This is a genomic window from Pseudomonas sp. SID14000 (assembly GCF_002165135.1).
GTDB lineage: Bacteria > Pseudomonadota > Gammaproteobacteria > Pseudomonadales > Pseudomonadaceae > Aquipseudomonas.
The window spans coordinates 1-13,638 of sequence record NZ_NFZQ01000028.1 but is presented as its reverse complement, the minus strand read 5'-3'; the positions used below and the strand labels follow the sequence as shown (position 1 = coordinate 13,638).

Below are 13,638 nucleotides of genomic sequence, written 5' to 3'. Positions count from 1 at the left end.
GCGTCGCCAGCAACGGTTCCGTTACCCTCGACCAGCTCCGCGCCATCGTGCATCCCGACACCAGCAACCCCGATGACGCGAAGACCCTGACCTCCGACAACCTGGTGACCTTGACCGCGACCAAGACCGACAAGGACGGCGACAGCGCCCAGGCCACCCTCAACATCGGGCAGAACCTGGTGTTCAAGGATGATGGACCAACACTTGCCTTCGGCAACCTGATCGGAACCGGGAGTACCCTGCCGCAATATGGGTTCTGGAACAATACGACCGGCGCCGACGGGCTGGGATCGACCGGTCTGGACATTTCGCTGGTGGGTGGCCAGTTCACGCTGGTCAGGCCAGACAACACCACTGCGACGGGCACAGGGACACTTACCGAGACGTCGCCTTCGCCCGACGCCAATGGCGCGTTCCACTTCACCGGCACCTTGACCGGGGACTTCGACAATAACGCCGCAACAGCCGACACCACGATCGACTACACGCTAACGGCCTTTGCCGATGGCAGCTACACACTGGACCTGGTGCAAGGCTTCAGTTCGGTCACTACGCTCAGCAGTGCCGACGGCTCGCTCGATGCCGGCGGCCCGGACCCTGTGCGTACCTTGCTGATTCCTGAAACGAATGATCCGACCATTCCTTCAGCATCCGAGGAGATCGTGTTCTTTTCCGCCAAAGCGCTCGCCTCGACGGATGACATCTTCACCGGCATAGGCCTCGGGGCCCCCGACCCGACCGAAGCCTCGCTACAAACCAATCCCCTGCCGTCGTACATCGACCCAGCAGCCATGAACGTCAGCACGTCCGGTATCGGCGTTGCCAACAACCTGCTCCAGGGCGATAACCTGGCAGCGATCAGCGCCGCCGATGAGAGCTTCGTGATCAACCCGGAGACCCTGTTGACGGGCATGAAGATCTTCATCGATAACTCCGTAGGAGGCTACAACACCGCGACCGAGGACCTGTACTACCGGATCTACTACGCGGATGGGACGACGTCTGACCTGACCGAGGTGAATACCCTGACACCAGAGGCTGGCGGCCAGGTGTCCTTCCTGGTCCAGAAGGAAGGCTCGGCGCTGATCGACGCCGTTCAACTGACAATGGCGCGAGGCGACATCAAGATCCCGGTGATTGAGTTCATCAAGGAAACCGAGAACCTGGCTAGCGACGTCAAATTGCAGTTCAGTGCGACGCTGACGGACAAAGATGGCGACTCCGCGACTAGCACGTTCGATGCCAACCTGTTCGCCAACGAACCGGACAACGCACCGTTCGACTTCACCCTGGTTGGCACGACTGGCCAGCGCGATGCCTTCAACGTCGACCTGTCGACCGATGAGCTCCTCTACCAGATCAGCGGGTTCGATGCTGGCGCGGGGCAACGAGACACGCTGGTGCTCAATGGTGATCCGAACGCCGTCGTCCAGTCGATCGACAACACTGGCCAAGACAGCATCGTCACCATTGCCGAATCCGGCGGGCAGACGACGACCATCACCCTGGTCGGGGTCGACATTGCCAACAACGACATCTTCAATGGCAGCGCCTGAAACATTGCGTACGTGAAAACCTGCGAGGGTGGCTTGGAAACCACCCTCGCAGCGTAATGTTGGTCAGTCAGGCAAATTGGGGCCGCCTTGCGGTCCTTCGCCATCGGTGAGTCCGTGCCTCGCCGCATACATCAGCAAGTCGATGCGGTTGGTGAGATTAAGCTTTTGATAGATGCTGCTGAGGTGATTGTGCACGGTGTGCTCGCTGATGCCCAAGCGCCCGGCGATGCACAGGTATTTGGCGGACGGGTCGCCAACGATGGCGCGAACGAGTTCCCGCTCGCGCAACGTCAGCCGTGCATGTTTCGCCTGGGCCGGACTGCACCTGAACGGTATATGCCTGGCCGAGGCATAGCCCGAAAGCCCACTGACCCAGGCTCTGTCCAGACCGATGTCGTAATGGTGGACTTTGATGATGGCCTGGATAATCGACTCCGTTGAGTCCTCCGCCAGCACGATGCCACGTGCGCCCGCCTCGATGGCCTGTGCAACGGGGACAGTTTCGTACACTCCCTTGAGCACCAGCACTTTCCTGTCGGCAGTGCGCGCGAGTCCGGCAAGTACCTCGAGCGGGTCCAGCGCATCTGGAAAAAAGCTGAAGAAAACGACATCAGGCCGCACCTGGTCGGCAAGATCCAGCGCCTGGGTATAGGTGGTGGCCTGGCCACTCACTTCCATACGGGGCTTTCTGGCATTTATCAGATCGTGAAGCCCCAGAAGCACCAGAGGCCGACAATCGATCAACATCACGCGTATCATTTTTTTATGGTCCGGCATCATCTTCCTGCCTCCCATGAAAAACGCTCCATGTCCTCCACTTGTCAGCCTTCTCTCGCAGGCCCTTCAAGCGGAGTCTAGGCCAGCCCTGCGTACTAGCAGCCCTCTCGCCATCAGGCAGCGCCTCAAGCCCCATGTGGACCGGTACTTAACCGGCCGCACCACGGGCTTTAAAATCAATGACTTAGACTTGTCTGGCGCCCCTCAGGGCACATTCCTGCACCGGACAAAAAGTCAATTAAACGACGGATGGCGTGAATTTAATATACGCCACACCAAGACAGTCAATTTTACGCCACGCATTGGACCTGGTTGCGCTTGATCTCGTAAAGTAATGTCGATCAGTTTTTCGCTGGCAAACAGCAGGTTTTGCCCGCGGACTTTAGCCGGATGGCGTCTGACCCGTTAAGATGGTGCCTCTTCAACCAGATGCAGATCACAATGTCCAACGACGCACCCATCGGCCCGGGCCGGCCCAAGGACCTGGCCAAGCGCGAGGCAATTCTTGAAGCAGCCAAGGCACTGTTCCTCAGCCTCGGTTACGCCAACACCAGCATGGATGCGGTCGCTGCGGCGGCAGGTGTTTCAAAGCTCACCGTGTACAGCCACTTCACCGACAAGCAGACCCTGTTCGGCTCCGCGGTCATGGCAACCTGCCAGATCCAGTTGCCCGACCTGCTGTTCGAGTATCCGGAAGGGGTACCGGTGGAAGAGGTGCTGCTGACCATTGCCCGTGGCTTCCAGGCGCTGATCAGCAGTGATGAAGCGGTCAAGCTAAGCCGCCTGATCATGGCTCAGGGCAGCCTGGACCCGAGTTTTGGCGAGTACTTCTACGCAGCCGGGCCCAAGCGCGTGCTGTCAGGGATGGAAGCACTGCTACGCGGGGCGCATGAGCGCGGGCTGCTGCGCATCGACAACCCGCTGCGTGCGGCAGAGCACTTCTTCTGCCTGGTCAAGGGCGCCCCGGATTACCGGTTGCTGCTCGGGTGTGCGGGGCCGCTGGAGGGTGAGGAAGCCGAGGCGCATGTGCGGGAGGTGGTGGGGGTATTCTTGCGAGCGTACCAACCCTGAAAGCATCTGCTGGCATACGCGGTCACTTTGTAGGAACGCGTATGCCAGTAACCGCGCCCCCAACCGGCGCACTACCTGACATTTTTGTCAGTATCCGACCAGGCACCCTCCTGACAGACTCTCATGTACCCCCACATGAGCGCACCACCATGCCAACGCAAATACTTAAACTCTTTTATAAGGGCAGCAAACTCTCGACAGTGCAGTCAGGCAGTACTCATTATTCAATTGTCAGCGCGAATAACCAGAACCTGTGCGAAACAAACAGCCAAACCAAGCAAACACAGCTTTTGGCCACCGATGCCCAAGCGTCAACAGTTACCGTCCATGCAGGAAGCCAAACGGCCATTGCCTACAGCCCTTATGGCGATGATAGTTTACCGGCCGCTCACCAGGTACTGTCCCGCTTTACCGGGCAAACCTGGCTACCCTCAGCCATCGGTTACCTGCTGGGTAACGGCCATCGCTTGTTCAATGTGGGACTGATGCGCTTTCACAGTGCAGACAGCTTGTCGCCATTTGAAAAGGGGGGAATTAATGCTTACGCTTACTGTACCAATGACCCCGTTAACAGATCGGATCCTAGCGGTATGTTTTCGATAGTAAAACTCATGACCGGAGGATATAGCTCAAATAAAATCTCTCATCGCCTGAATCAGAATAATCCCAATCTCACATCCCGAGAATACAAAATACTTCAAAAACACATTGCTACCCAAAAAGCTAAAGGGGCGAAGGAGACAAAATCCCACTCCCTCGAACTAAGAGAAAAAGGTGACGAAAGAATTCTCAACGCCACTCTCAAAGAATCCATATTAACGAGCCTTACGCCCGTAAAAATCAATGGTAAAACGCGATACATCGGCTCGACAAACCACAGGGACTCAATCGCCTCGATAGACTCAACATTATTCTGGAAAGATATATCAGACAGATTTGAAAAAATAAAAGCTGCAGGCAGGAGCGGCGTCACCCCTACCTCTCCTACCTTCTCCAGCATGCTAGGTCGGCCGTCGTCTACGTGGCCGAGAATTAGGCCACCATCGCAAAATTCCCTTGATTTCACAGGTAATTACATCGACAAGGAAGTAGAACAACTCCGCAATACCGTGGGTTAGCCTAGAGGCAAGGCTGACTAGATGGTTCGCAGATGCGATCAGACTCTCAACGCCTTCTTCGGATAAATGTCATACCGGCTCGACTTGCCCTCGAGGCTGTGGCTCGGCTTCGGCCCATCAATGATCGGTGCCTTGCGCGGCCGCTTCACCACCACCCGGTGGCTGGCCAGCGCAAGGGCGGCTTCGAGCAGGGCCGGGGCATCCAGGTCGTCACCCACCAAGGGCCGGAACACACGCATTTCCTTCTTCACTAGCGCACTCTTGTCCCGGTGCGGGAACATCGGGTCGAGGTAGATCACCTGCGGCGCCTCCCCTTCCCAGGCGCGCATGCGCTCGATGGCGTTGCCGGTCAGCAGGCGCATGCGCCCCACGATCGGCCCCACTTCTTCATCCGACCGCGCCCGCGCCAGGCCATCCTCCAGCAGCGCGGCAATCAGCGGCTGGCGTTCGATCAGGGTCATCTGGCAGCCCAGGCTGGCCAGCACGAACGCGTCCTTGCCCAGCCCGGCAGTGGCATCCAGCACCTGCGGACGGACGCCCTGGGCAATGCCCACCGCCTTGGCGATCATCTGCCCGTTGCCACCTCCGAAAAGCCGCCGGTGCGCGGCCTGGCCTTCGACGAAGTCCACCCTCACAGGCCCCGGGGCCTGCGGGCCCAACTGCTGGATCTGCAAGCCATCGACACCCACCTGCACGGCAAACCCGGCAGCATCGTCCTGCAGCGGCAGCTCAAGGCGCTCGGCCCACGCAGCGGCTTGCGCCTCGAATTCAGCCGACAGCGCCTCGACCCGGATACCTGTGCCCTGCTCTTCCATCATTCACACCTAGAAATTGAACCCAGCCGTTAATGTATCGGCCACCTCGGCCGATACAGGCAATAACCCGCTATTCTGCCAGAGCACAACGCGCGCGACTGCCATGTCAGATACTCTTCCCATCGGCTTGACCTACCTGTCGCCTGTCGGCAACTACAGTCAGCACAACACCCAGGCACTTGGGAGCGTCAGCCACCTGTGGCAGGATTTCTTTGCCCGGGCCATGGCCGAGCAGCAGGAAGAGCCCGTAGACAGCGTCAGCCAGTCGTTCGTGCAGTACGACAACGCCAGTGGCGAGCCGATCGGCGGCGCCCGTGCGCTGGCCCTGATCGACGCCCAGCGCGCCTGTCCGGTACACGACACCGAGGTGGCACCGCCAGAGCCACTGTTCCTGCCCAAGGCAGAACTCGAAGCCAATCTGCTGCCGCCCGCCCCCGAGCCGTTCAGCGCAGTCGAACTGATCGAACAGCAGCGCCAGCTCGATATCAACAATAGCTGGCTGCGCCCGGTGGTGATGAGCCAAGGTCACCCCATCGCCGAGCCCGGCCCTGGCCCTGCCCCGCGCTCGCTGTTCCTGCCGATCGCCGAGTTCGAGACCGATCTGCTGGACCCGGCCCCCGAGCCGTTCGACGACGCTACCCTGGCCAAGCAGCAGAACGACCTGGAGTTCGACATCCACTGGGCCCGCCCGGTGGTGCTGAACAACGTGCGCGCCCACGCCTGAGGTCAGCGGCGGAACAGCTCGTTGAGCTGGGCGAACGGCAGTGCCTGCTCCCCGTAGCCGAACGTACCCTCATCACGGATTTCCAGCGCGGCCCGGTGGAAGGCCCCCAGTGCAGCACGGGCCAGCGACGAGCCGACGCTGATACGGCGCACGCCCAGGTCCTGTAACTGGTTGACGCTCAGCGGCACGCCAGCCATGCCCATCAGCACATTCACCGGGCGTGGCGCGACGGCCTGCACCACCGCGCGGATCTCCTCGACAGTACCCAGCCCGGGCGCGTACAGCACGTCGGCACCGGCCTCGGCATAGGCCTGCAGGCGCAGGATGGTGTCGTCCAGGTCCATGCGGCCATGCAACAAGTTTTCTGCCCGAGCACACAAAGTGAAGGAGAACGGCAGGCTACGCGCCGCCTGCACGGCTGCGCGCACACGCTCCACGGCCAGCCCGAGGTCATAGATCGGCGCTTCACTGCGGCCACTGGCATCTTCGATGGAGCCGCCTACCAGGCCGGTCTCGGCGGCACGCAGGATGGTCCGGGCGCAATCCTCGGGCAGGTCGCCAAAGCCGTTCTCCAGGTCGGCGGCCACCGGCAACGGGGTGGCATCGACGATCTCGCCGGCATTATCAAGGGTATCTTCCAGGCTCAAGGCGCCTTCAGCGTCCGGCCGGCCCAAGCTGAAGGCCAGGCCGGCACTGGTGGTGGCCAACGCCTCGAAGCCAAGGCTGGCAAGCAACTTGGCCGAGCCGGCATCCCAGGGGTTGGGGATGACGAAGGCGCTGTCACGCTCGTGCAGGGCCTTGAAGGCTTTGGCTCGCTGGATTTGCACATCCATGGTCCAACCTCCGGCAGTCAGGGAAAGGTCAGAGTAGCCCCAGTTGTTCGACCTCGGGAGTGCGCGGCAATTCAGGTAGTGCGGCAAGGCCCGGCAGACGCTGCATCAGGCGTTGGTGAAAACGCTGGGCCAGCGCCGCGGCCAGGCGGTTGTCCGAGGTGTGGAGGAAGATGTAGGGGCTGCGTCCCTCCTCGATCCAGCCAGCCACCTTGTCCACCCACGGCGTGAGAAACGTCTCGTTGGCTTCCAGCTCCGGATGGCCGATGAAGCGCACCTGCGGGTGCTGGCTGAAGGCTGCCGGGCGTGGCGGTACCTTGGGCTTCTTCGCCTGCGCATGCAGCACGGCGGGGTCACGAGAGGTGCAACTGAACAAGGCACGCGGGTCGAGGCAGATACGCTCCACGCCGCGTTCGTGCAGCAGCCGGTTGAGCAGCCGCTCTTCTTCACCCTTGGCGAAGAAGGCCTGGTTACGTACCTCCACAGCCACCGGCACTCCGATCTCGTCAAGGAAGTGACAAAGCTCGCCCAGCCGTGCAGGGCTGAACTGGGCTGGCAACTGCAGCCAGTACGGCGCTACGCGCTGGCCCAGCGGGGCCATCAGGCGGGTGAAGTCAAAGGCAGGTTCGAGCTGATCTCGCAGGTCGCCCTCATGGCTGATGTCCCGAGGGAACTTGGCCGTGAAGCGGAAGTGTTGAGGCATGATCTGCGCCCAGCGCGCAATGGTGCCGGGTGCGGGACGTGCGTAGAAGGTGGTATTGCCCTCGACGGCGTTGAATACCTGGCTGTAGTAGCCAAGCATCTCACTGCTGCTGGCGTCGGCGGGATACAGGTAGTCGCGCCAGGCGTTTTCGCTCCAGGACGGGCAACCGAGAAAATAGGGCAGTGGTGATGGACTCATCCACTAAATGTACAGGTCGAGCCCCAGTACTTCCATGTCCCAGTCGGTGAAACCGGCGGTGCTCAGGTAGCTGGCCAATGCGGTAGCGGTGCGGCGGTCACGGGCGCGGGGGAAGATCATGTCCTGCTGGCGGGCGGGCAGGCCACCGCTGCGACGGCGGGCGCTGGCTTCCTGAGGGGTTGTTTCGGCCTCCTCGATCACCTCGGCATCGTCGATGGCCTCCTCACGCACCGCTGCCTTGCGCGGGGTGCGCTTGATCGGGTAGGACTGCGATGAGAAACCGTCGATACGCATGGCATGAGTACTCAGGACCAATGATGGCAATTTAGCAGCACCAGGATTCCTTCGCTAATGCTCGAGTGATAACTGGACCACAGATCGTACAAAAGGTTTTGGTGCAACCGACAAACAGCACTCAGCGCTTCTTGGGTGTCGCCACGTTATCGCGCAGGTAGACCGGTTGCGCCTGCTCGGCAACGATCGCCTCGCCGCGAGCCCAGGCAAAACTGGCCAGGCTGAGAATGTCCAGAGCGTTGGGCAAGGCACTGGGGTTGCTGGCCGCCACCTGCACCGCCAGGCGCTCGGCATAGCCCCAACCGGTGCCGGCACCGAACCATTTGCCACCGCTTCCCGCCGGCAGTGCCACCTGCTCGGGCGGCAGTACCGCCTCTTGGCCGACCAGGCGCATTTCACCTTCGGTGGCCTGGTAGCAACCCCAATACACTTCATCCATGCGCGCATCAATGGCGGCCGCCACCTGCTGCACGCCGTGCTCGCGCAGCGCACCCTGGGCCAATGCGGCCAGGTTGGACACTGGCAACACCGGGCGTTCCAGGGCGAAGGCCAGGCCCTGGACAACACCGATGGCAATGCGCACGCCGGTGAACGCGCCCGGGCCACGGCCAAAGGCGATGGCATCCAGCGCATTCAGCGCCACGCCGGACTCGGCCAGCAGTTGCTTGATCATCGGCAGCAGCTTCTGGGCATGCATGCGCGGGATCACCTCATAATGGCTGGTTACCTTGCCGTCATGCAGCAGTGCGACGGAACAGGCTTCGGTGGCGGTATCCAGGGCCAGCAGGGTGGTCATCGAACGGGTATCCAGGTGCGAATGAAAAAGAGCGGCAGTATAGAACAGCGGCGGCGTTGTGTCCCCAAGGGGCAGCTGTACGGCCATTGCCCGCTCGGCTGGCGCCGTCCCTGTAGGAGCGGCCTTGTGTCGCGATGGGCCGCAAAGCGGCCCCTGCAATTTTCGCGGCGAATCTGAGTTTTTGGGGCCGCTGCGCGCCCCATCGCGACACAAGGCCGCTCCTACAGGGATTGCATGTGGCAACAGGGCCAAAAACGACAACGGCCCGCAAGCGGGCCGTTGTCGAGGTGCGTCAGACGCTGGATCAGCTCAGGGCTGCCAGGACCTTGGCGGTGATGGCTTCGACCGAGCCGACGCCTTCGATGTGGCTGTACTTCGGCTTGCCGGCATTGGCGGCCGACAGCTTCTGGTAGAAGTCCACCAGCGGCTTGGTCTGGCTGTGGTAGACCGACAGGCGATGGCGAACGGTTTCTTCCTTGTCGTCGTCGCGCTGGATCAGGTCTTCACCGGTCTCGTCGTCCTTGCCTTCCACTTTCGGCGGGTTGTACTGAATGTGGTAGGTGCGGCCCGAGGCCAGGTGCACACGGCGGCCAGCCATGCGGCCGACGATTTCCTCGTCGTCCACGGCGATTTCGACCACGGCGTCGATGTCGACACCGGCAGCGACCATGGCTTCGGCTTGCGGGATGGTGCGTGGGAAGCCGTCGAACAGGCAGCCCTTGGCGCAATCAGGCTGGGCGATGCGCTCCTTGACCAGGCTGATGATCAACTCGTCGGAGACCAACTGACCAGCATCCATGACTTTCTTCAGTTCCAGGCCCAGCGGGGTGCCGGCCTTGACGGCGGCACGCAGCATGTCACCGGTGGAAATCTGGGGAATACCGAACTTTTCGGTGATGAACTTTGCCTGAGTACCTTTACCGGCCCCGGGAGCTCCCAGCAGAATTACGCGCATCTTGTGCTCCTCAAATTTTTTTATGAAATTCAATGGATTCGGCGACCAGGGCCAAGTCCGGAAAATCGGGTATGACCATAAATCGGTCAGAAGGCTGCTCAAGATACACAGCGCCCGGCAGCCAGACAAGCGTCCCAAAGTTGCAGGAATGCGCCACCTATGGCTGGCCTGGCAGGCGGTTGCGCCCGGCGCAACCACCCTCTTCACCCACTTGCATGCCCAGCACAGTAGTCACCCGGGAAGCCCCGGGCCTATCCTCAGCCGGTGTTGCGCAGGCCGGCTGCAATACCCGCCACAGTGACCAGCAAGGCCTGCTCCAATGGGCTGTCCAGAGCGGCTTCGCGGCTGCGCGACCGGGCCAGCAACTCGGCCTGCAGACGGTGCAGCGGATCCAGGTAGGTGTTGCGCAGGCTAATGAATTCCAGCGTCTCGGGGCTGTGCGCCAGTAGCACCGACTGCCCGGTCAGGCCCAGTACCACCTGGCACGACTGCGACAATAGGTCGCGCAGGTGCGCCCCCAACGGCAGCAAGTGCGGTTGCACTAGACGTTCGTCGTAGGCCTCGGCGATTTGCGCATCGGCCTTGGCCAGCACCATCTCGAGCATGTCGATGCGGGTGCGGAAGAACGGCCATTGCTCGCGCATCTGCGCCAGCAGGTCACCCTGGCCACGGGCCAGGGCATTGTTCAATGCCGTTTCCCAGCCAAGCCAGGCCGGCAGCATCAGGCGGGTCTGGGTCCAGCCGAAGATCCACGGGATGGCCCGCAGGCTCTCGATGCCACCGGCGCGGCGCTTGGCCGGGCGACTGCCCAGCGGCAGACGCCCCAGTTCCTGCTCCGGGGTCGACTGGCGGAAGTACTCGACAAAATCGGGGTTCTCCCGCACCACGCCGCGGTAGGCCTTGACGCCATCGGCGGCCAACTGGTCCATCACCTCGCGCCAGGCCGGCTGCGGTGGTGGCGGTGGCAACAAGGTGGCTTCGAGCACGGCGGCCAGGTACAGGTTCAGGTTTTGTTCGGCGATGCCCGGCAAGCCGAACTTGAAGCGGATCATCTCGCCCTGCTCAGTGGTTCGGAAGCGCCCCGCCACCGAACCCGGTGGCTGCGACAGGATCGCGGCGTGGGCCGGGCCACCGCCGCGACCTACCGTGCCGCCACGACCGTGGAACAGCAGCAGCTCGACCTGGTGCTCGGCGCAGATGCGCACCAGGTTTTCCTGGGCCCGGTACTGCGCCCAGGCCGCTGCCGTGGTACCGGCGTCCTTGGCCGAATCGGAGTAGCCGATCATCACCTCCTGCGGGCCACGCAGGTTGGCGCGGTAGCCAGGCAGGCCGAGCAGGCGCTGCATCACCGGGCCGGCATTGTCGAGGTCGGCCAGGGTCTCGAACAGCGGCACCACACGCATGGGCCGGGTCAGGCCAGCCTCCTTGAGCAGCAACTGCACCGCCAGCACATCCGAGGCAGCACCAGCCATGGATATGACATACGAGCCCAGCGAGGCGGCCGGCGCGGCGGCAATTTCCCGGCACGTGGCCAGCACCTCGGCGGTATCAGCCTGCGGCTTGAAGTGCGCGGGCAGCAGTGGCCGGCGGTTCTTCAGCTCAGCCTGGAGGAACTCGATGCGCTGCTCTTCATCCCAGTCGGCATAGCGCCCCAGGCCCAGGTAGTCGGTTATCTCGCTCAGCGCATCACGGTGGCGGGCGGCGTCCTGGCGCACGTCCAGGCGCCCCAGGAACAGGCCGAAGGTCACGGCGCGGCGCAGGCAGTCGAGCAACGGGCCTTCGGCGATTACACCCATGCCGCATGCGTGCAGGGACTGGTAGCACAGCTCCAGCGGCGCGATCAGGTCGCGGTTGTCTACCAGCACCTCGGCGCTGGCCGGCTGGTTGCTGGTCAACGCCGAATGCGCCCAGGCGCGCGTCGCCCGCAGGCGGTCACGCAGTTGCTTGAGCACGGCGCGGTAGGGCTCGGCGCTGTCACCGACACGCTCGCGCAGGGCGTCGCTGGCCTGCTGCATGGACAACTCGGAAGCCAGTGCATCGATGTCGCGCAGGAACAGGTCAGCAGCCATCCAGCGCGCCAGCAGCAGGACTTCGCGGGTGACCGCTGCGGTCACGTTGGGGTTGCCATCACGGTCACCGCCCATCCACGAGGCGAAGCGGATCGGCGCCGCTTCCAGCGGCAGGCGCAGGCCGGTAGCCTCCAGCAGGGCCTTGTCGACCTTGCGCAAATGGTTGGGGATGGCGTGCCACAATGAATGCTCGATCACCGCGAAGCCCCACTTGGCTTCGTCCACCGGCGTCGGTCGGGTGCGGCGGATTTCCTCGGTGTGCCAGGCCTCGGCGATCAGCCGGCGCAGGCGCTCGCGCACCTGCTGGCGTTCGGCCGGGGTCAGGTCGCGGTGATCCTGGGCAGCCAATTGACCGGCGATGGCATCGTACTTCTGGATCAGGGTGCGGCGGGCCACCTCGGTGGGGTGCGCGGTGAGCACCAGCTGGATGTCAAGCTTGGCCAGCTGCCGGGCCAGGGCATCATTGCTGTGCCCGGCCTGCTTCAGGCGCGCCAGCAGCTCAGGCAGCACCCGGGCCTCGAACGGCTCGGGCTGATCGGCGTCGCGACGGCGGATCAACTGGTACTGCTCGGCCATGTTCGCCAGGTTGAGAAACTGGTTGAAGGCCCTGGCCACAGGTAGCAAGTCCTCTTCGGCCAGGTCCGCCAGGGTCGAGCTCAGTTGTTCACCGGCGCCACGACGGTCGGCCTTGGCACTGTGGCGGATGCCCTCGATCTTCTGCAGGAACGCCTCGCCATGCTGCTGGCGAATGGTTTCGCCGAGCAACTCACCCAACACATGGACATCTTCACGCAAACGCACATCGATATCGGTCATTGGCCCTCTCTCCGGCGCGGCTCTGGCGCATTGCATCCCTTTAAGCCTTTACGCGATCCCCTGTGGGAGCGGCATACCTGGCAAGAGTGCCCACAGCCGGGCGACGATGGCAAGCCGTAATCGGCCAAAGCAAACTAAAGTGAAAGCACGACACGCCCATGCAATGCAGCCTTTTCAGGCGTCAACAGAGGCCACCATGAAAATCCGTGAACTCGCCCAGCACTGGGAACAGAATGCCGCCGGTCCCCTCAGCCCCACGGGCCATGTCCTGCACCTGGACCTGGAGTCAGAGGCGCGCCTGGCCGCGCTGATCGACATGTACCCCAAGCGCACCGCCGAAGAACTGCTCGGTGAACTGGTCGCAGCCGCTCTTGAGGAACTGGAAGCCAGCTTCCCCTATGTGCAGGGCCGCCAGGTCATCGCCACCGATGAAGAAGGCGACCCGCTGTACGAGGACATCGGCCCTACTCCGCGCTTTCTGTCACTGTCACGACAGCATCTGCACGCCCTGAGCAATCCTGGGGCTGATAGCGAATAGCGAATAGCGAAGGTGTAGGTCGTGAGTTTTGCAGCGCCCGGGAGATCGAGCGCCGCCCGCGCGGCGCTTCGCAGCACAAGGCTGCTCCCACATCTGTTTCGGGCCAGTATTGCCTGTGCCAGTGCACGCGACCGCCTTGTTCGTACAACGCGATATCGAGCCATGCGCCAAAGCGTTCGCGCACAAACCTCACAGGGATAATCGGCCCGAAACAGATGTAGGAGCAGCCTTGTGCTGCGAAGCGCCGCGCCCGCGGCGCTCGATCTCTCAGGCGCCACAAACCCCAGACATGATCAAATTTTTCTGAACTATCCGAAAAACGCATCAGTCACAGCCAATAGCCATCACGCTAAAACCCTGCACACCTGCCGTTGTGCA

13 protein-coding genes are annotated in these 13,638 nt (G+C 62.3%); 5 read left to right on the top strand and 8 right to left on the bottom strand.

Annotated elements, in window-relative coordinates:
- Window positions 1-1,556, top strand: a 1,556-nt coding sequence (locus tag CAY82_RS24620; RefSeq protein WP_256576331.1) for a DUF5801 repeats-in-toxin domain-containing protein, incomplete at its 5' end; no start/stop codon positions are given.
- A 63-nt stretch (window positions 1,557-1,619) separates the two neighbouring features.
- Here CAY82_RS24620 and CAY82_RS24615 read toward each other — a convergent pair.
- A complete protein-coding gene (locus CAY82_RS24615) occupies window positions 1,620-2,333 on the bottom strand; it encodes a LuxR C-terminal-related transcriptional regulator (protein WP_087503434.1) in 714 nt (237 codons plus the stop codon).
- Between the two features lie 429 nt (window positions 2,334-2,762).
- Between CAY82_RS24615 and CAY82_RS24610 the strand changes: the two genes are divergently transcribed.
- Together CAY82_RS24610 and CAY82_RS24605 are read left to right on the top strand one after the other, a co-directional pair.
- Window positions 2,763-3,404: a TetR/AcrR family transcriptional regulator gene (locus CAY82_RS24610; protein WP_087503433.1), complete on the top strand. Its 642-nt coding sequence runs from the start codon at window positions 2,763-2,765 to the stop codon at window positions 3,402-3,404.
- A gap of 149 nt (window positions 3,405-3,553) precedes the next feature.
- Window positions 3,554-4,522, top strand: coding sequence for an RHS repeat-associated core domain-containing protein (locus CAY82_RS24605; RefSeq protein ID WP_087503432.1), 969 nt, complete (start codon window positions 3,554-3,556; stop codon window positions 4,520-4,522).
- Window positions 4,523-4,560: 38 nt separating this feature from the next.
- On the opposite strand, the gene CAY82_RS24600 is transcribed toward CAY82_RS24605, so the two are convergent.
- Complete coding sequence (locus tag CAY82_RS24600) at window positions 4,561-5,337, bottom strand: class I SAM-dependent methyltransferase (protein ID WP_087503431.1); 777 nt, start codon at window positions 5,335-5,337, stop codon at window positions 4,561-4,563.
- Window positions 5,338-5,440: 103 nt separating this feature from the next.
- On the opposite strand from CAY82_RS24600, the gene CAY82_RS24595 reads away from it, so the two are divergent.
- Entirely contained in the window at window positions 5,441-6,061 is a 621-nt protein-coding gene (locus tag CAY82_RS24595) for an energy transducer TonB (RefSeq protein WP_087503430.1), read from the top strand.
- Between the two features lie 2 nt (window positions 6,062-6,063).
- On the opposite strand, the gene CAY82_RS24590 is transcribed toward CAY82_RS24595, so the two are convergent.
- The 6 genes from CAY82_RS24590 to ppc form a co-directional block, all read right to left on the bottom strand.
- The gene (locus tag CAY82_RS24590; RefSeq protein WP_087503429.1) at window positions 6,064-6,894 is read right to left on the bottom strand and encodes an oxaloacetate decarboxylase; all 831 of its coding nucleotides are present in this window, start codon (window positions 6,892-6,894) and stop codon (window positions 6,064-6,066) included.
- A gap of 28 nt (window positions 6,895-6,922) precedes the next feature.
- The gene (locus CAY82_RS24585) at window positions 6,923-7,792 is read right to left on the bottom strand and encodes a DUF72 domain-containing protein (protein ID WP_087503428.1); all 870 of its coding nucleotides are present in this window, start codon (window positions 7,790-7,792) and stop codon (window positions 6,923-6,925) included.
- Between the two features lie 3 nt (window positions 7,793-7,795).
- Window positions 7,796-8,086, bottom strand: a complete 291-nt coding sequence (locus CAY82_RS24580; protein WP_087503427.1) for a hypothetical protein — start codon at window positions 8,084-8,086, stop codon at window positions 7,796-7,798.
- Between the two features lie 121 nt (window positions 8,087-8,207).
- The gene (tsaB, locus tag CAY82_RS24575; protein ID WP_087503426.1) at window positions 8,208-8,882 is read right to left on the bottom strand and encodes a tRNA (adenosine(37)-N6)-threonylcarbamoyltransferase complex dimerization subunit type 1 TsaB; all 675 of its coding nucleotides are present in this window, start codon (window positions 8,880-8,882) and stop codon (window positions 8,208-8,210) included.
- Between the two features lie 304 nt (window positions 8,883-9,186).
- Window positions 9,187-9,837, bottom strand: a complete 651-nt coding sequence (gene adk / locus CAY82_RS24570) for an adenylate kinase (protein ID WP_003259830.1) — start codon at window positions 9,835-9,837, stop codon at window positions 9,187-9,189.
- 257 nt (window positions 9,838-10,094) lie between these two features.
- Window positions 10,095-12,722 (bottom strand): phosphoenolpyruvate carboxylase, encoded by a 2,628-nt coding sequence (gene ppc / locus CAY82_RS24565; RefSeq protein WP_087503425.1) that lies wholly within the window; start codon window positions 12,720-12,722, stop codon window positions 10,095-10,097.
- A gap of 196 nt (window positions 12,723-12,918) precedes the next feature.
- On the opposite strand from ppc, the gene CAY82_RS24560 reads away from it, so the two are divergent.
- A complete protein-coding gene (locus tag CAY82_RS24560) occupies window positions 12,919-13,260 on the top strand; it encodes a pilin assembly protein (RefSeq protein WP_087503424.1) in 342 nt (113 codons plus the stop codon).
- Window positions 13,261-13,638 lie beyond the last annotated feature (378 nt).